This window comes from Seonamhaeicola sp. NFXS20, assembly GCF_049132085.1.
Classification (GTDB): Bacteria; Bacteroidota; Bacteroidia; order Flavobacteriales; family Flavobacteriaceae; genus Seonamhaeicola.
This window is the reverse complement of sequence record NZ_JAFMPU010000008.1, coordinates 78,583-97,280: the sequence shown is the minus strand read 5'-3', so window position 1 is coordinate 97,280 and position 18,698 is coordinate 78,583. Positions and strand designations below refer to the sequence as shown.

At 31.3% G+C, this 18,698-nt stretch carries 21 protein-coding genes; 10 read left to right on the top strand and 11 right to left on the bottom strand.

Going from position 1 to position 18,698, the window contains the following annotated elements; translation table 11 throughout:
* Positions 1-26: 26 nt before the first annotated feature.
* The 8 genes from J1D01_RS12205 to J1D01_RS12170 all read left to right on the top strand — a co-directional run bounded on the left by J1D01_RS12205 (position 27) and on the right by J1D01_RS12170 (position 6,651).
* On the top strand, positions 27-620 hold the full coding sequence (locus J1D01_RS12205; RefSeq protein WP_372938599.1) for an NAD(P)H-dependent oxidoreductase: 594 nt from the start codon (positions 27-29) through the stop codon (positions 618-620).
* A gap of 2 nt (positions 621-622) precedes the next feature.
* Positions 623-2,512 carry a monovalent cation:proton antiporter-2 (CPA2) family protein gene (locus J1D01_RS12200; protein ID WP_421151014.1) on the top strand — a complete coding sequence of 630 codons (1,890 nt, stop codon included), beginning with the start codon at positions 623-625 and terminating at the stop codon, positions 2,510-2,512.
* Positions 2,513-2,534: 22 nt separating this feature from the next.
* Positions 2,535-3,635, top strand: coding sequence for an MBL fold metallo-hydrolase (locus J1D01_RS12195; RefSeq protein ID WP_421151013.1), 1,101 nt, complete (start codon positions 2,535-2,537; stop codon positions 3,633-3,635).
* Positions 3,636-3,638: 3 nt separating this feature from the next.
* Positions 3,639-4,520, top strand: coding sequence for a helix-turn-helix domain-containing protein (locus J1D01_RS12190; protein ID WP_421151057.1), 882 nt, complete (start codon positions 3,639-3,641; stop codon positions 4,518-4,520).
* Between the two features lie 99 nt (positions 4,521-4,619).
* The gene (locus J1D01_RS12185; protein WP_421151012.1) at positions 4,620-5,507 is read left to right on the top strand and encodes a hypothetical protein; all 888 of its coding nucleotides are present in this window, start codon (positions 4,620-4,622) and stop codon (positions 5,505-5,507) included.
* 87 nt (positions 5,508-5,594) lie between these two features.
* Positions 5,595-5,801: a hypothetical protein gene (locus J1D01_RS12180; protein WP_421151011.1), complete on the top strand. Its 207-nt coding sequence runs from the start codon at positions 5,595-5,597 to the stop codon at positions 5,799-5,801.
* Between the two features lie 107 nt (positions 5,802-5,908).
* Entirely contained in the window at positions 5,909-6,388 is a 480-nt protein-coding gene (locus J1D01_RS12175; RefSeq protein WP_421151010.1) for a MarR family transcriptional regulator, read from the top strand.
* Positions 6,388-6,651 carry a YgjV family protein gene (locus tag J1D01_RS12170; RefSeq protein ID WP_372938774.1) on the top strand — a complete coding sequence of 88 codons (264 nt, stop codon included), beginning with the start codon at positions 6,388-6,390 and terminating at the stop codon, positions 6,649-6,651. Before J1D01_RS12175 ends, J1D01_RS12170 begins: the two co-directional genes overlap by 1 nt.
* 2 nt (positions 6,652-6,653) lie before the next feature.
* Here the strand turns inward: J1D01_RS12170 and J1D01_RS12165 are convergent, their stop codons facing one another.
* Entirely contained in the window at positions 6,654-7,175 is a 522-nt protein-coding gene (locus tag J1D01_RS12165) for a 5' nucleotidase, NT5C type (RefSeq protein ID WP_372938775.1), read from the bottom strand.
* A 239-nt stretch (positions 7,176-7,414) separates the two neighbouring features.
* On the opposite strand from J1D01_RS12165, the gene J1D01_RS12160 reads away from it, so the two are divergent.
* A complete protein-coding gene (locus J1D01_RS12160; RefSeq protein ID WP_421151009.1) occupies positions 7,415-8,038 on the top strand; it encodes a hypothetical protein in 624 nt (207 codons plus the stop codon).
* Here J1D01_RS12160 and J1D01_RS12155 read toward each other — a convergent pair.
* On the bottom strand, positions 8,035-8,823 hold the full coding sequence (locus tag J1D01_RS12155) for a patatin-like phospholipase family protein (RefSeq protein ID WP_421151008.1): 789 nt from the start codon (positions 8,821-8,823) through the stop codon (positions 8,035-8,037). The two genes, J1D01_RS12160 and J1D01_RS12155, sit on opposite strands and share 4 nt — an antisense overlap.
* A gap of 259 nt (positions 8,824-9,082) precedes the next feature.
* Here J1D01_RS12155 and J1D01_RS12150 point away from each other — a divergent pair, with 259 nt between their 5' ends.
* Positions 9,083-9,592, top strand: coding sequence for a hypothetical protein (locus J1D01_RS12150; RefSeq protein WP_421151007.1), 510 nt, complete (start codon positions 9,083-9,085; stop codon positions 9,590-9,592).
* A 93-nt stretch (positions 9,593-9,685) separates the two neighbouring features.
* Here J1D01_RS12150 and J1D01_RS12145 read toward each other — a convergent pair whose 3' ends face one another.
* The 9 genes from J1D01_RS12145 to J1D01_RS12105 all read right to left on the bottom strand — a co-directional run bounded on the left by J1D01_RS12145 (position 9,686) and on the right by J1D01_RS12105 (position 18,695).
* Positions 9,686-10,807: an ABC transporter permease gene (locus tag J1D01_RS12145; RefSeq protein ID WP_421151006.1), complete on the bottom strand. Its 1,122-nt coding sequence runs from the start codon at positions 10,805-10,807 to the stop codon at positions 9,686-9,688.
* Positions 10,807-11,913, bottom strand: a complete 1,107-nt coding sequence (locus J1D01_RS12140) for an ABC transporter permease (RefSeq protein WP_421151005.1) — start codon at positions 11,911-11,913, stop codon at positions 10,807-10,809. Before J1D01_RS12140 ends, J1D01_RS12145 begins: the two co-directional genes overlap by 1 nt.
* A 45-nt stretch (positions 11,914-11,958) precedes the next feature.
* Positions 11,959-12,687, bottom strand: a complete 729-nt coding sequence (locus J1D01_RS12135) for an ABC transporter ATP-binding protein (RefSeq protein WP_421151004.1) — start codon at positions 12,685-12,687, stop codon at positions 11,959-11,961.
* Entirely contained in the window at positions 12,687-13,589 is a 903-nt protein-coding gene (locus tag J1D01_RS12130) for an ABC transporter ATP-binding protein (RefSeq protein WP_421151003.1), read from the bottom strand. Before J1D01_RS12130 ends, J1D01_RS12135 begins: the two co-directional genes overlap by 1 nt.
* Before the next feature lie 10 nt (positions 13,590-13,599).
* A complete protein-coding gene (locus tag J1D01_RS12125; protein ID WP_421151002.1) occupies positions 13,600-14,487 on the bottom strand; it encodes an HlyD family secretion protein in 888 nt (295 codons plus the stop codon).
* A gap of 10 nt (positions 14,488-14,497) precedes the next feature.
* Positions 14,498-15,742: a TolC family protein gene (locus J1D01_RS12120; protein WP_421151001.1), complete on the bottom strand. Its 1,245-nt coding sequence runs from the start codon at positions 15,740-15,742 to the stop codon at positions 14,498-14,500.
* Position 15,743: 1 nt separating this feature from the next.
* Entirely contained in the window at positions 15,744-16,358 is a 615-nt protein-coding gene (locus J1D01_RS12115; RefSeq protein WP_421151000.1) for a TetR/AcrR family transcriptional regulator, read from the bottom strand.
* Between the two features lie 367 nt (positions 16,359-16,725).
* Positions 16,726-17,400, bottom strand: coding sequence for a type 1 glutamine amidotransferase domain-containing protein (locus J1D01_RS12110; RefSeq protein WP_372937937.1), 675 nt, complete (start codon positions 17,398-17,400; stop codon positions 16,726-16,728).
* Between the two features lie 134 nt (positions 17,401-17,534).
* Positions 17,535-18,695, bottom strand: coding sequence for an iron-containing alcohol dehydrogenase (locus J1D01_RS12105; RefSeq protein ID WP_421150999.1), 1,161 nt, complete (start codon positions 18,693-18,695; stop codon positions 17,535-17,537).
* Between the last annotated feature and the right edge of the window lie 3 nt (positions 18,696-18,698).

Below are 18,698 nucleotides of genomic sequence, written 5' to 3'. Positions count from 1 at the left end.
AGTTTAAAAACCAACCAAAATAGCCAATGAAAAAAGTACTCATTCTTTTTGCACATCCAAAATTTGAAAAATCTAGAGTAAATGCTGCTTTAATAGAACGCTTAAAAGATAAGGCTCACGTAACGTTTCACGATTTGTACGAGCAGTATCCTAACTTTCATATCAATGTGCAACGTGAACAAGAGTTACTGCTTCAGCACGACATTGTTATTTGGCATCATCCGTTGTATTGGTACAGTAGTCCCGCTATTTTAAAGCAATGGAAGGATTTAGTTTTAGAGTTTAATTGGGCGTATGGACCAAACGGAAAAGTGCTGCATAATAAAACTGTTTTTAACGTAATAACTACTGGTGGATCGCGAGAAGTATATTGTACTGAGGGTTATAATACGTATACAATAAATGAATTTTTAAGACCTTTTGAACAAACTGCAAAATTATGCGGCATGAACTTTTTACCACCTTTTGCCGTCATGGGAACACATCATTTATCAGATGAAGATTTACTGAATTACACCAACCAATACGAACAGTTAATTGATTTGCTTCAAGGCGATTTTAACGCAACGCAATTATCGAATTGCTTTTTTCTTAATGATTTAGAAATTTTAAACGCTTAATTATGTCTGGAAGTTTATTATTTGATGCCATTGTTTTTCTTGCTGGTGCCATTATTTGTGTTTCAATAGCAAAACGATTGGGCTTAAGTTCGGTAATTGGTTATTTGTTGGCTGGTGTACTTATTGGGCCTTATGTATTAGGATTTATAGGGGAAGAAGGGGAAGATATTTTGCATTTTGCAGAATTTGGCGTGGTAGTCATGCTGTTTTTAATCGGATTGGAAATTGAACCCAAAAATTTCTGGAACATGCGAAAATTCATACTTGGTATGGGAGGAATTCAAGTCGCATTAACCATTGGTTTAACGTATATTTTATTCGCATTTTTAGGATATCAATGGCAAGTAGCATTAGCCATAGGTATGGCTGTAGCGCTATCATCTACAGCAATTGCGTTGCAAACCATTAAAGAAAAAGGCTTAATGAACACGACGTTTGGTTCAAGTTCTTTTTCAATCTTATTGTTTCAGGATATCATTGTGATATTTATGATTGGTGCATTACCATTATTAAGTAATTCTGATGAACAAGCAAGTAGTACAGATACACATTCAACAGAAACTTTAATAGAAAGTTTACCTATAGGTTTACAAACTTTGGCAATTATACTTTCGGTGGTTCTAATAGTATTAGCGGGACGATTTGTTGTGGTGCCAATGCTTAGAAAAGTAGCAAAAACAGGTGTTAGAGAATTATTGATTGCAGCTGCGTTTTTAATTGTATTCGGAATTTCATACTTAATGGAATTTGTGGGTTTAAGTCCAGCATTAGGTGCCTTTTTGGGTGGTGTGGTATTATCAACAAGTGAATTTAAACACGAGTTAGAAAGTACGCTAGAACCTTTTAAAAACCTACTACTCGGACTCTTTTTTATGGCGGTTGGTGCCTCTATTAATTTTGTAGTTATCGCCAATAGTCCGTTAACAATTGGTGGTATTTTAATAGCTATTATTGCTATAAAGGCATTGGTACTATTCATTACTGGGCGTATTTTCAAATTAAAACTCGATCAAAATGTATTGTTAACTTTTAGTTTAGCTCAGGTTGGTGAATTCGCTTTTGTTTTGCTGTCGTTCGCCTTTCAGCTTAATATTTTGGAGCAAGAACAAATGGATATGATGTTGGTAGTTACCGCAGTTTCCATGTCTTTAACACCAATTTTAGCTGTGGTAAACGAGCGATTAATTCTTCCGAAAGTTGGTACTAAAGAATCCATAAAACGACCAATGGACCATATTGCAAAATCGCAAAAAGTTATCTTGGTAGGTTTCGGACATTTTGGAAGTACAGTTGGCCGATTTTTGCGTTCTCATGGTGTTGAGGCCACCATTTTAGATTTTGATTCTAACCGTGTGGACTTTCTTCGCAAAATGGGATTTGAAGTATATTATGGTGATGCTACTAGAGAAGATTTGTTAGAATCTGCAGGTATTGCAGACGCTAATTTGTTGATTTGTGCCACAAACAAAGTTTCTGTAGCCAAAGCCATTAGTAAAATTGTAAAAGAAAAATATCCGCACGTTGAGATGTTGGTTCGTACTAAAAACCGTTACGATGCTTATGAGTTATTGAATCTTGATGTAACTAATATTTACCGTGAAACTTTAGATACGTCTTTAGCTTTAGCGAGTGATGCACTGCATAAATTAGGCTTTAGAAAATACACATTGAATCGTCAAGTACAGAATTTTATAAAGTATGATGAAGCCAGTTTAAGACGATTGGCTGCTGAACCTAAACGCGACGAAGACTATGTGTTTATGGCAAGAAAAGAAATAGAACAGCAAGAAAAATTACTAGAAAATGATTTTAAACGTGGCATTGTTGCCTACGATAATCATTGGGATAGTGAGCATATTAGAAAACAATTAGGAAAATCAAGTGAAGCGTAAACTTTTAAAAATTTTAAAACGAATGGTGTTAAGCATCGTAATAATTATAGCTGCAATCGCGTTGATAGCAGTATTATTCATACAATTCAATCCGCAATTTGGTGGAAAAGCTTCAGGTGAAGCTTTGGCAGAATATAAAAAGTCTCAGAACTATAAAGATGGAACATTTAAAAACACTAACGATATTAAGCTAGACATGAGCTTTAAAGATATGAGCAAAGCCTTAATGGGATTTTTTAAAAGTCAACCAAATACAAAGCCAGATCATGATTTACCTTTAGCAAAAATCGATTCGTTAAACATTGTAAATTACAAAGGTGATACGCGCTTAGTTTGGTTTGGCCATTCTACATTTTTACTACAAACCGAAGGAAAAACCATTTTAATAGACCCAATGTTAGGCAATGTTCCTGCGCCACATCCAATGTTAGGTGGTAAACGTTTTAATAAAGAATTACCAATTACCATAGAACAATTACCAAAAATTGATGCAGTACTAATTTCACACGATCATTACGATCATTTAGATTACGAATCGATAAAGGCATTAAAAAATAAAGTAGGTCATTTTTATATGCCACTTGGTGTTGGTGCACATTTGCTTGAATGGAAAGTTGATAAAAATAAAATTACAGAACTTGACTGGTGGCAAGAAACCACGTTTAACGATTTAAAATTTGTCTGCACACCAGCGCAACACTTTTCTGGTCGAGGGTTAACTGATAGAGCAAAAACACTATGGTCGTCGTGGGTAATTCAATCTAAAAATGATAATATTTTCTTTAGTGGTGATAGTGGCTATGCCAATCATTTTAAAAAAATAGGTGAGAAATACGGTCCTTTTGATTTTGCAATGATAGAATGTGGTCAGTACAACGAAATGTGGCCGGAAATTCATATGTTTCCTGAAGAAACCGTAAAAGCCGGAATTGATGTAAAAGCAAAAAAAGTAATGCCTATACATTGGGGCGCATTTAAACTTGCAATGCATACTTGGACAGATCCCATAGAGCGTTTTACAGCAACAGCAAAAACAAAAAACTTAACTGTGGTAACACCAAAAATTGGTGAAGAAATATATGCTAAAGATAGCACTTATACCGCTAAAATTTGGTGGAAATAATTGATGCAAAAAGATATTCCAAATATTGAGTTTAATGCCAAAAAGCCAAACAATTCTGGTATAGAAATTCTTACTATTGAAGATTTAGTGGCTCGAAAAGATCTTGCTAAAGACCATCATCCTGAAAAAGCACATCAAGTTGCCTTTAATATGATTGTCTATTATACCGAAGGTGAAACTAAGCAACTGGTAGATTTTGTTTGGCATCCAGTAAAAAAAAATACCATTATTCATATTTCAAAAGGACAAATTAATGCGTTTCAATTTACCAAAGGGTTGAAAGGATATATCTTGTTGTTTACAGATTTGTATCTTCAAAAACAAATTAATACTCTACCCAAAAATGAAATTGAAAGACTGTTTAATGCACATTTATTTTCGCCAATAATTCAAGTACCAGAAGATTCAAATGTCTTAAGTTACTTCGATTTATTTTATGAAGAATACACCAATTCTAAGGAAGATTACAATCAAGAAAATACATACAAATCGTTGCATTCTATCATATTTTCGAAGTTAGAACGCTTAAAGCAATACCAAACCTTTCATCTAAAACAAACTGATAAACTTGAAACGTTTTTGCAATTCAAATCATTATTAGAAGCGCATTACAAATCGAGTAGAAATGCAGATTTTTATGCTGATAAACTAAACATCACTTACAAACATCTTAATACCATTTGTAAATCTACTGTTGGTGTTACAGCCAAACAATTTATAGATCAGTTTTTGGTTTTAGAAGCCAAACGCTTACTTGTTAATTCAGATATAAAAAGTACCGAATTGGCTTATAATTTAGGTTTTGAAGAGCCAACTAACTTTGTAAAGTATTTTAAAAAGCATACTGGATTTACCCCAAATTCATTCAAAAAAGAATACATCTAGCTTTCGTGGTTCGATATTTACCATTTTTATTCTGAAATTCATCTTAATACAAGCATTGTTCCGTAATAGTTTTGTGATGTAATTTAAATAGCAACCAAAATGAAACATTTAGGAACCGCACTAATGCTCGTATTAGCAATAGTGTCTTGTAAATCAGAGAAACAAAATCATAACACACAACAAGAAGAAAACACTATGGAAACACAAGTTAAAGTATCAAACAAAGACAAAGTTGTAGCACTTTTAAAAAGTATGGAAACTGGAGATAAAACACCAGTAAGCTACATTAATCCAGAAAAATACATTCAGCATAATTTAGCTGTAGCCGATGGTTTAGCAGGATTTGGCACTGTATTACAAAATGCACCAGAAGGTGGATTTAAAGTAAATACCGTTCGAGCTTTTGAAGATGGCAATTACGTATTTACACAAACAGATTATGATTTTTTTGGACCAAAAATAGGCTTTGATGTTTTTAGGTTTGAAAATGGTTTGATTGTAGAACACTGGGATAATTTAATTGAAAAACAACCAGCAAACCCAAGTGGTCATACGCAAATAGATGGTACAACAACCATTACCGATTTAGATAAAACCGAAGCCAACAAAACTTTGGTATCAAACTTTGTAAATGACGTTTTAATAAATGGTAAAATGGAAAAGCTTCAAGGTTACTTTAATGGAGACAATTACATACAACACAATCCAAATATTGCCGATGGTTTATCAGTTTTAGGTCAAGCGTTAGAAACTATGGCTAAACAAGGTATTCATATGGAATTTGATACGGTTCACAAAGTATTAGGTCAAGGAAATTTTGTGTTAACTATTAGCGAAGGTCGTTTTGCAGGCAAACCAACATCTTACTATGATTTGTTTAGAGTAGAAGATGGTAAAATTGTTGAACATTGGGACGTTATAGAAACTATTCTACTTGAAGCCGATAGAAAAAACACCAATGGCAAGTTTAATTTTCCTAATAATTAAATAAGAAGTTTTTATTGATTAATAGTAGAAAAGGCTATCGTTTTAGGTAGTCTTTTCATTGTATTTTAACTTAAAAAAATAAGAAACATGTCAGATGTAAGAACATGCCCAACCTGTGGCGCTAAAGCAAAATATAAAGCAAAAGATGGTGTAGAATCTTTTACAGCAGTACAAGATGAAGAGGCCTTTAAAAAAATAGGGCAGATGAAAAAAGCAATGGAAAAATTTAAAGCCAAAGCAGAAGCCTTGGAAAAAGAGTTGAAAGCATTTAAAAGCTCTAAAACGCTTGAATAGCTTTTATATTAGATTGATTTTATATCAGTCTAATTTGTTAAAATCACACAAAACAATGTAACTAGTTACATTGTTTTTGTTATATTTGCGTAACTAGTTACGTAATTATGAAGGATTTTTTAATAGCATTAGAGTATGAAGGCATTACAAGTAGGTTAAAACGCTTAAGTGATACCTTATTATACAGTACTAAAGACTTATATAAATCTGAAGGTTTAGATATAGATCCAAACTGGAATTTAATATTTAGGCTATTACAAGAGCACAACGAATTAACCATAACTGAAATGGCAGATACTTTACAATTTTCGCATCCAGCAGTAATTAAGATTGTTAAGAAGATGAAAAAACGTGGTTATATCCATTCGTATGCAGATAAAGATGATAAACGAAAGCAAGTGCTATCGTTAACCAATAAAGCCCATAAACATATAAAAACGTTTGAAGCCTATTGGGCAGCAGGTACAGAAGTGGTAGAAGATCTTTTAGCCGATAGCCCTAATTTGCTAGACGAATTAACCAAAATTGAAGAAAAAGTAAACCAATTAGATTATAAACAACGTGTATTATTAAAATTAGAAAAGTGATGAATATTCTTGCTGAAACTTTAGGATACCTTGCAATTGCAGCAGGATTTTTTGCTGTAACAAAAAAGGACATGTCTGGTTTTAGACTTTGGCATTTAATTTCAAGTTTCTTTTATGTTATTTATGGTGTGTTTTTACATTCTGGTCCCTTAATTATTTCTGGTGCTATTTTTTGTGTGATTCATATTCATCATTTACGAAAGTTAAAACAAAATAAAGACCCAAAAAACTTTGGGCCAAATTCTAAATGTTCGTCTTGTTAAATTTACAACAAGCGTTCAGCAATTTCTAACCAACTAAAAACTCTGGTGTATCTTGTTTCACCAACATTATGTGGTGAATTAAAGAGCAGAGTATCACCTTCAAACTTTTCAAGATTGTAGGCGCGATCATCAATTAATAAATCACCTCTTAAGATGAATTTATGACCACACATAATACGATGTTCCCAAGTAATAAAAGGCATATATTGGTCTAACCAATCACTTTTTTCTTTTAAAGAATCAGGGAATTGTGTGGCTGCAGTTGCAATATAAACCTCATGTTTATTGTATAGCGCTTCCATAACCTGAACTGCATCTTTAATAGGCTTTAAATCTCTAAAAAAGCCTTTTTTATGTGCGTGTTGTAAGATGCTTTCTTGATGTATTTCTGGTACGTTTTGCCAAACCTCACCAGACTCTATATGAGCTAGCGAAAGTTCTTGTTGGTGTTCTTTATTATATAATTCTATGTGCTTGCCATAAGTATCGGCAAGTACATCGTCCATATCAACAAATATTATCATAAAAAATTTTTAAACTAATTACGTTATTTTTTCTTTTTCACAAAAGCTATTATGCATATTTAACGGTTTTATAATTTTATTTTAATGCTTTAATAATTAGTAAAGATGTCAATTTATCGATGAATTTTGATTTTCATAATTACCGTCTAACTATTCATCGTAAATTTTTAAACTTCACAAGATTTTTTATTGAAGAACTATTTAATATTCTAATTTTAGATTAATTAATTTTTTAATCTATGAAATTTTTAATAAAATCCCTAAGCTGTTTTGTTTTTATAGCAAGCTGTTTTACAGTAGTTGCTCAAGAAACTTCTGATGTTTTATCAGATATTCCTCAAGATTATAAAAAACGTAGTCCTATTTACGATTTTGATGAAAAAAACTTAAATAGTGTTGATACAATTCCAGATTTTGCTTCAAAGAAAAACAAACTTAAAATTACTGGAACTATTTATGAAAGCGATGGTGTTACACCAGCAAAAAATGTATTACTATTTGTGCATCAAACTGATGAAAATGGAAATTTTGAATTAAAAAGAGAAAACAAAAAGCGTTACGTGTACCATAGAGGTTGGGTAAGAACCGATGAAAATGGTAAATACACGCTTTATACGTTTGTTCCTGGTAGTTATATTTATGGTAAAGAGTTAAAGCAAATTTACCCTATAGTTAAAGAACCTAATAAGCCAGAATATAAAATTGAAACCTTCCTTTTTGATGACGACCCTTTATTAACAGATAAATGTAGAACAAAAGTAGAAGAAGTAGACCCACAAAGAATACTGAAACTTGATAAAAAAGAAGGTTTATGGGTTGCTACCAGAGATATTGTTCTTGGTAAAGAAATAGAGTCTTACTAACAATTCTTAAACGCATTATCAAGTAATTTTGAAGCGTAATCATATCCAATATTATAAGATTTTTCAATACCACTTTTATCTAAAACTCCAATAGAATCTAGGTTATCTGGCATAAAAAGAAGATTTGGAATGTGTAATTTACTTTTAACATTAGCATGCAGCATTAATAAGTTTGCTCTTTGAGATAATTGCAATGAATTCTTAAGCATTCCTTTTTCAACTTCTTTAAAAGCTGTTGTATATGCGCCAATTATAAAATTAGATGTATCAATTAATGGTTCAATAGGAAAATTATTCATAATACCCCCATCTGCATAAAGTTCTCCATCAATATTAACCGGACTAAAAACAGGAGGTAGAGCAGCCGAGGCCAATACTTTTTTTAATAATTCTCCTTTATGAAAAAAATGAGACTGTCCGGTTTGTAAGTTGGTAGCAACTACATATAATTGCTTTTTTAAGCCTTCAAATTCATTTACAGGAAAATATTTTTTAAAAGATGTAAAGTATTTATCTGTATCAAAAAGCCCTGGTTTATATATAGTAAAATGACTGTATTTAAATAAAGGGGTATCTTTAAAAAAAGAAACCATATCTGATGGGCTAGTGCCATTAGCATAAAGTGCGCCAACAATAGCGCCAGCACTTGCACCCGAAACAATATCTGGGTGTATATCTCGCTCTAATAATGCTTTAATAATACCAACGTGTGCAACACCTTTTACACCGCCACCAGATAATACTAAACCAACTTTTTTTCCAGATAATATTGAACTTAAATTCATAGGTTTATAAAATTATTCAAAAAAAAAATAAGAAGTTGTTTTTATTTCAATGTTTTTTTAATTTTAATACAATCGTAACATTCAACTTGTTAAATGTTAATATGACATTAAAATATTAGTTATCAATGTCATGATGACACAGCTACCTATTTTTTTTTATTCATAATTAGTTAAAAGTTTGACTTGGTATTTTTTTTGAAAGAAACTATTAAACTATTCAAATTAAAAATATTTTTTGAACTGATAAATGTACAAGATTATGAAGATTAAAAAATTGATTGTTTTTAAAATGTTATTGTTTTTTAGTTTAGTAAATGGATTTGGACAAAATTTTTATGAGGTATTAGAAGGACCTATTCCAAATACCAAAAACCTTAGTAGTTTTACTATAAATATTATTGGTTATAATCAGGATTTTGTGATGGCAGAATGGCAAAATTACATTACCAATTTAAATGGTTTAACATATCTTAATTCAGTTTACAAAGGTGTTATAGACACTACAGTTAAAAATATTAAATTTCCTATCTTAAACAATCAAAATGTTAACTTACACACTAGATTTGCACCAAATAGTAGCTTAACAGGGGTTTTAGTTTCGGTTTGGATTGAAAAACAAGATGGTTGCTTTTTTTCATCTAAAGAAAATTTAGATAAAGCAAAACAAATTAAAAATTGGCTTTTAGGATTTCAAAACTGGATGCGACAAATTAATACCAGAATGATTTTAAACAAAAATAGCTTTAAACCAATAAGGCCTCCATACTAATTTTTATCACTATAGTTATATCTCTATAATTATTTCAAATATTACTGTTATAGGAGTAGGAGAGTAGCAAATAACTCTTAAAAAATTATAAAATCACGTTGTTTTTTTATAACTCCAAACAGCTAAACCATTCATTATTAAAGCATATAACAATGTTTTTAGTAATTGAGGAAAAATATCCATAAGTCCAGAGCCTTTTAGCATTACCATGCGCATCACTTCTACAAAGTATTTTATTGGATTGAATTCGGTAATTATTTGAGCCCACTTAGGCATGCTTTCAATAGGTGTAAATAAACCGCTCATTAAAATAAATATTACGGTAAAAAACCAAGAAATAAACATGGCCTGCTGTTGGGTTTCAGTAAAATTTGAGATAAACAAACCAATACCTAATACTACCAGAATATAGATAGAAGTGTAAACATACATTAATGGTAAACTACCAAGCATTGGCACATTAAAAATGAGTTTAGCTATGGTTAAGCCTATAGTTAACAAGCCCATACCAATTACCCAAAACGGAAAGAGTTTACCAATGATAAACTGGCTTTTTTTAATTGGAGTTACATTAATTTGCTCTAAGGTGCCAATTTCTTTTTCTCTAACAATATTCATTCCTGATAAAAACAAGGTAATCATGGTTACTAATAAAACCAATATTCCAGGAACCATATAGGTTTTATAGTTTAGTGTTTTATTATACCAAAATAGTGGAATGGTGTTTATATTTGAAGCCTGTACTTGTTTATCTGAAATTTGAAATAAGTCTACTTTTAAATGTTGATTAAACTGTTGAATAATTTGTGAAACATAAACGTTTATTACACCAGCTGTTGCACCGTCTATGGCATTAATGGTTGCGCCTAAACTATTGTATTTGTCTTTTTGTAGATTGCGTTCAAAATATAAAGGTATTTCTAATACTACATCAACTTCTCCATTTAACATAGCTGAACTTGCTATGGCTTCCGAAGAAAAATTGTTTAAAACATTAAAATATGTTGAGGCATTAAATTTTTCTACCAATGCTCTTGATGTTGATGTATGGTCGTTATCAATATAACCAAATTTGATATTTTTTACTTCAAAAGTGGCTGCATTAGATAAAATTATAAGTTGCAATAACGGCATAACAAAAATAATAGGCAGCATTCCTTTATTTCTAAAGATTTGCTTAAATTCTTTTTGTATGATGTATAAAATGGTTTTCATTATTCCAGTCTAATTTTATATTTCTTCACACTTAAAGCAATAAAAAACACAGTCATACACAATAAAATCAAGGTTTCTTTCCATATAAATTGCATGCCAACACCTTTTAACATAATGCCTTTAATAATGATGATAAACCATTTTGCAGGAATGATGTTGCTTATAATTTGTAGTGGTATAGGCATACTGGAAATAGGAAAAATAAATCCAGACAATAATATCACCGGAAGCATGAGCCCCATTAACGAAATCATCATAGCTGTTTGTTGAGTTGCAGAAACTGTTGAGATTAAAATTCCTAATGCTAATGCTGTAATAATAAACAAAATACTCTCTAGTGCTAATAAAAACAAACTCCCTTGAACCGGCATTTTAAAAATAAAAATACCCAATATTACAATTACTATTGCATTGATAATTGACAGAAAAATATAAGGAAACACTTTGCCTATAATTACTTGAATAGGTTTTAAAGGCGATACCAATAGAATTTCCATAGTACCTAATTCTTTTTCTCTTGTAATAGAAATTGAGGTCATCATTGCAGAAACCAACATCAAAATAATAGTCATTACCCCAGGTACAAACATATACACACTTTTTAATTCTGGATTATAAACCATACGTGTTTCTGGAGTGATTTGGTAAACTATTGTAACATCTTTATTTAAATTCTTTTGATAGTTTTGTAAAATAGCATTAATGTAATTGCTTATGGTGTTTGCAGTATTTGGATCTGTAGCATCGGTTATAATTTGAACCGTTGCGTTGTATTCTTTAATGAGGTTTTTACTAAAATCTTTTTCAAAATTTAAAACAGCCTTTATATGACCTTTTTGAAATACCTTTTCAATATCAGCTTCTTTTTCAATGATTTGCTTAACACAAAAATACTTTGATGCTGAAATTTTATTGATGATTTCTGTTGTAGTTGCGTCTTTAGAATGGTCTAAAATAGCAATATCCACATTGTTGATTTCATTAGTAATAGCGAAGCCAAAGAGTAAAATTTGGGCAATAGGCATACCAAAGAGAATAAACAACGAACGTCTATCTCTAAAAATATGGTAGTACTCTTTTTTTATAAAACCTATGAATCTTTTCATTTCTTTTTATTTCCGCAGATCTAGAGCAGATTTGTGCAGATTTTTTCATCCACGAGCTAGTTTTAAAAACACATCGTTCATATTATCTACATTAAACTTTGCTTTCAATTTTTTTGGTGTATCTAGGGCTTCAATTTTTCCGTTTACCATGATAGAAACACGGTCACAATACTCGGCCTCATCCATGTAATGTGTGGTTACAAAAACGGTTGTTCCTTGGTTAGCAGCTTTATATATTAATTCCCAAAACTGACGTCTGGTTATTGGATCTACGCCTCCAGTAGGTTCGTCTAAAAACACAATTTTAGGATTATGAATTAAGGACACCGAAAAGGATAGTTTCTGTTTCCATCCTAAAGGTAAAGCTCCAACCAATTTATTAGAAACACTTTGTAAACTTAATTCTTCAATTAAAACATCTGATTTTTCCTTAATTAACTTTCTAGACAATCCATAAATACCTCCAAAAAAAACAATATTTTCTCTCACCGTTAAATCGTCATATAAAGCAAATTTCTGACTCATGTAGCCAATATTCTTCTTGATGTCTTCTGCATTAGAATACACATCAAATCCAGCTACATTAGCTTTACCAGAAGTTGGATTAGAAATACCTATTAGCATTTTCATGGCAGTGGTTTTTCCTGCTCCATTAGCTCCTAAAAAACCAAAAATTTCACCTTTTTTAACCTCAAAGGTTATGGCATTTACTGCTGTAAAGTCACCAAACATTTTGGTTAATTTTTTTACTTGTATAACGTTGTTGCTGTTCATTATTTTGCTAATTCCATAAAGGTATCTTCAATAGTGGCTTTGGTTTTTTTTATATGTATGTTAGATAAGTTTTTGCTTTCTAAATACAGTTGTAATTCTTTTGGATTAAAATCAGTTCTACTATCTGTATAATGAACAAACTCACCAAAAGGGTACACACTATGTTTGTGTTTATATTCATTTAAACTATTGATGAGTTGATACATATTATTAGCACTAACATTATAAATAGGTTTTTGATGGTACTTAACAATGGCTTCTGGTGTATCTATTTCCAAAATTTTCCCGTCTTGAATGAGTGCTATTTTATCACATAATGCCGCTTCATCCATATAAGGTGTTGAAACCAAAATAGTAATTTCTTTTTGTTGTAAACGTTTAAGCATGTCCCAAAATTCTTTACGAGATACGGGATCAACTCCAGTGGTAGGCTCGTCTAAAAAAAGTACTTTAGGTTTATGAATTAAAGCACAACTTAAGGCGAGTTTTTGTTTCATACCACCTGATAACTTTCCTGCTCTACGGTCTTTAAAAGGTTCTATTTGAACATAAATGTCTTTTATTAAATTGTAATTTTCTTCAATAGTGGTTCCAAAAATGGTGGCAAAAAAGTTTAAGTTTTCTTCAACCGTCAAATCTTGATAGAGTGAAAATTTACCAGGCATATAACCAACACTGCTTCTTATTTTTTTGTATTCTGAAACCACATTATAACCAGCAACAGTTGCTGTACCTCTATCTGAAAATAATAGTGTAGTTAATATTCTAAACAGCGTAGTTTTTCCTGCGCCATCAGGACCAATAAGCCCAAAGAGTTCACCTTTTTTAACTTCAAAAGAGATGTCTTGTAAGGCATTTACACTTTTGTAAGATTTACTAATATGTTTTACAGAAATACTCATTAAGGTGTATTTAGTTTAGCCACAATTCTGCCGGCATACCAATTTTTAGGCTACCATCGTTTTTAACATCTATTTTTACAGCATAAACTAAAGCAACGCGTTCTTCTTTAGTTTGAATAATTTTTGGTGTAAATTCTGCTTCTGAAGCTATCCAACTAATTATACCATCATAAGATTTCATAGTGTCTACATCATCAACTTTTACGGTAACTTCTTGACCTATTTTTATATTAGTTAATTGGGTTTCACTAATATACACACGTAGTTGCATGATGTTTAAATTGGCTATTTTATAAAGTGGTTTTCCAAAAGCAGTAATTTCATTTGGTTCGGCATATTTGGTTAAAACTGTTCCGTTTATAGGATTAATAATTTTACTCTTTTGAATTTGGTCATCAATCTGTTTGAGTTTAACGTCTATAGATTTCAATTCATTAACCACAGGGGCATTTTGAATTTCTACGCTTCTAATCTGGTTTTTAATTACATCTATTTCACCCTCAACATCATCTAATTGCTTTTGCGTTCCAGCATTATCTTTTATTAAATTTTCTACTCTAGATTTATTGGTATTAGCTGTTTTTAATTTTGATTTTAATACAGAAATCTGAGACAATACACCTTTAGATTTTGAGCTAATTACAGCTTTAGATACTTGTAGTTGTTCGCATTGTAAAGCCAATGGAATAGTGTCAATGTAACCTATAAACTGGTTCTTTTTAAGTATATCACCTTCATTAATATTAAACTGCATTAGTTTTCCGTTATTTTCGGCTGAAATTGTAATTTCTGTGGCTTCAAAATTGCCATATCCATCTGCTTTATCGTTACCATTTCCGCAAGAAAACAGAGTAATAGCTAATAGCGCCATTTCTAGTATATATATGTGATTTTTCATTTCTAAATAGTTATTGGCCTTTAATAATATTATAATTTGCTTTAGCGAGTTGTAATTCTATTTTATGTCTAACCAACGTATTTTCATCTTCGTATAAATTGGTGAGTTCTGTTATGTAATCTGAAGACGTAATTACGCCATTTTTAAGTTGCGAATCGGCGGTTTGTAACACTTCTTTTCTAAGATTAATTATGGCTTTGTCTGACGTTATAATTGCTTGTATTTTTTCTATCTCCTCTTGTTGTTTGTTAAGTTCTATCTTGGTATTAAGCTTAAAAGTTTCTGTTTCGGTATCTACAATTTCTTTATTAATGGCTAAAGATTGACGCTGCTTTTTCTTTGAGTTCCAATCAAAGACATTCCAATTTAATTTAACCCCAACGGTATAAAATGTTTGAAAGGAATTATCTAACATATTCAACCCTGGATTACCATATCCACCAGTTGCAAAACCTGATAGCTGTGGCGCATTTTGTTTAGAAATTAATGTTTCAGATTGTGCAATCTCTTCTTTTTTAAGCTGAAATAATTCTAATTCAGGTCTGTTTAAATCATCTTGCAATTGTGTTTCAATGCTAGGATTTTGAAATAGGGTGGAAGAGGGTAACGGTTTATTTATTAAGCTTGAAAGCGTTTCAATGAGAGCTTTTTTATTACTTTTTAATTCAATAAATTGTTGACTTATTTTTAATAATTCAGCTTTTAAAACATTATCAGAAGCTGGTAGAATAACGCCATATTTAATACCAGAAACCACTTCTTTTAGTTTTGCTTCTAATTGCGATTGTTTGGCTTTTAGTAACAATTCTGACTCCTGAGCTAATAAAATAGAGAAATACAGTTGGTTTATTTGTTGTTTTAATTGGTACAAACTCACCTCAATCTGTTTTTGTTTTGTTTTAAGTTGAGCAGATTTTAGGTGTAATGAAGCATTTGTTAATCCACCATTATAAATTAGTTGATTTGCCGATAATGTAGCTCGATATTGGTCTTTGTTTAAAGGGTCTACAGATGAAATTGGAATTTCAATAACATCTGATTGATAGGTTGCTTGCGCATCAAGATTTAACTGTGGTAGTTTTGTAGCTGCAATGGCTTCTGCATCTAATTGATACTGATTTTCTAATAGTTGCGTTTGTTTAGCTAAAGGGTAGTTTTTAGTTACCAAGTTGTAACATTCCTCTAGTGTGATAGCTGTTTGGGCATAACTAGAACAGGTTACTATGCTAATAAAAATGAATAATAAGAATTTCATTTTATATGTGCTTTATTGAATTGATAATAAAATTGGCTACTTGCGTTTTTCGGTCTTCCATAAGCTGTTGGTAAGTTTCATTGCTTACATTGGCTAATGCCATTACTAAAGGTTTGCCTACAAACGGAAAAACATTAAGCGCTAAAATATTAATGAATAATTGCTCACCACTTATAGGTTTTATAATCCCTTTACTAACCTCTTCATCTACTTGTTTTTTAAACTTTTCTAGGTTTGGAAAACCTTTATTGCCTTTTAGTTTTAGTACAAAATCTTGATTTCTATTTAGCTCTTGAATGATGAAATTTGGCAAATAAGGATGTTTAATAATGAACGAGATATAATTTGAAGTAAAGTTTCTAATCTTGTCTTCAATAGTAGAGTCATCATTTAAAATAGCATTTAATTGAGGCGCTAATAAGGAAAAGGCATTTTTAAATACGGCTTCAAATAGCATCTGCTTACTTCTATAGTAATAATGAAGCATGGCTTTGTTAATACCCGCTTTATCTGCTATTTCTTGCATACGTGCCCCATCCATTCCTTTGGTTTGAAACACTTCTTTTGCCGCCGTAAGTATTTGTTCTTCAGTGTTTTTATCTTTTATTTTCGTCATATTAACTAAACAGTTTAACCATTTGGTTAACAAATTTAATATTAAAATTTTAATAAAAGAAATGAGAGGTCATTTTTTATCAATAATAACTACTCAAAATGGAGTGAAGTGTACTTTATAAAATTTAAAACAAAAAGGTAAGTGTGATATATTGCGAAAATTAATCTAATTGGTTTGTTATATATAAGTGTATATGGTGTAAAATAAAAAGAGACTGTCTGAAAAGTCTAATATTTTGTCAAAATGAACATATTGAAATTATTAACATATTGAGATAACAATATTGATTTCGACAAGCTCAACCTGGCAAACAGAAAACAAACGGCTTTTCAGACAGTTTCTTTTTTTATCCTTTAAATGATTTATCCTATAGCTTATTTAATAATTTTTCGGCTACTAACTGTGATGAAGCAGGGTTTTGGCCTGTAATTAAATTACCATCTTCAAGTGCATAAGGTTGCCAAGCATCAGCGTTTGAGTAGAAGCCACCATTTTCAATCAACATATTTTCAACCAAAATAGGTACTACTTCAGTTAAACCAACTTGAGTTTCTTCATGATTTGAAAATCCAGTTACTTTTTTACCTTTTACTAAGCGTGTCCCATCTTCTTTTTTAACATCTTTTAAAGCCGCTGGTGCATGACAAACAAAAGCTATAGGTTTGTTTTGAACATTAAACGTTTCAATTAAATCTATTGAGTTTTTATCGTTTGCTAAATCCCATAATGGTCCATGACCACCTGGATAAAACACTGCATCAAAATCATCTGGATTTATATCGGCTAACTTCTTTGTGTTTGCAATAAGTGCTTTAGTTTCAGCATCATTATTAAAACGTTTGGTAGCTTCTGAAGATGCATCAGGAACTTCACTACTAGGATCAATTGGTGCTGCACCGCCTTTTGGTGTTGCCAAAGTAATTGTTGCTCCTTTATCTAATAAAGTGTAATAAGGACTTGCAAACTCTTCTACCCAAAAGCCTGTTTTTTTTCCTGTATCTCCTAATTTATCATGAGATGTTAATACAAATAATACGTTCATTTCAATTTATTTTTTAAATGTTGTTTAGCTTCTTAAATCTTCTTTAGAAGCTATTTAATTTTTTTGATTTTATGGTTAACACATTACAATAACAGATTATGTATTAACCATTGTTTTAATAAACTTTACTAAAACTAGTATGCCATTTTTACAATACTTTCTACTTTTTCTGGCGATAAAGATTTATGTTCACCTAATCCTGTCCATCCACGGTCTGTAAATCGTTTTGCTATTTTTTCGGCAGTACCTTCATAATTTTTAGTATAATCCGATAGTTTAGTATTTATTCCTAATTCTTGGAAAAATGCTTCAGTTTTTTCTATTGCAGCATAGGCTTTATCGTCGGTACTTCCTTCAGTAACATTCCAAACGCGTTCTGCATATTGCGCTAGTTTTTCTTTTTTTGCTTCAAAATTATATTTGTAGTGACTTGGTGCAATTACTGCCAAAGTACGCGCATGATCTATACCAAATAGAGCCGTTAATTCATGTCCCATTGCATGAATAGCCCAATCTGTTGGTACGCCTTTTTGAATTAATCCGTTTAAAGCCATAGTACAACTCCACATAAAGTTAGATGCTGCATTGTAGTTGGTTGGATCTTTTAAAACTGTTGGCGCTACTTCAATTAAAGTTTGTAAAATGCTTTCTGCAAAACGATCTTGTAATAATGCACCAATAGGGTAGGTCATGTATTGCTCTAAAACATGGGTAAAAGCATCTGTTAAACCATTTGCTAGCTGACGCTGCGGAATAGAACTTATTACTTGAGGGTCTAAGATTGAAAACTCAGGGAATAAACCAGGGCCACCCATAGCCAATTTTTCTTTCGTTTCTGCTCTAGAAATTACGGCACCAGAATTCATTTCAGATCCTGTAGCTGGTAAGGTTAAAACAGTTCCAAAAGGCATGCCTTTTTCAGTTCTAATATTTTTAGCTAAAATATCCCAAGGCGTATCGCCATTGTATACTGCTGCCGCAGATAAAAACTTAGTACCATCAATTACAGAGCCTCCACCAACAGCTAATAAATAAGTTATATTTTTATCTTTAATAACTTTAAGCGCTTCTAATAATGTTGCGTATTCTGGATTTGCAGGAATGCCTCCAAACTCAGTGACATCAACATCTGCTAAAGCAGTTTTTACTTGGTTGTAAATGCCATTTTTCTTAATACTTCCGCCTCCATAAAGCAATAGTACTTTAGCGTCTGTTGGAATTTCGTCTTTTACTTTTTTTATGGTATCCTTTCCAAAAATAATTTTGGTAGGATTTTTAAATTCAAAATTGTTCATTTT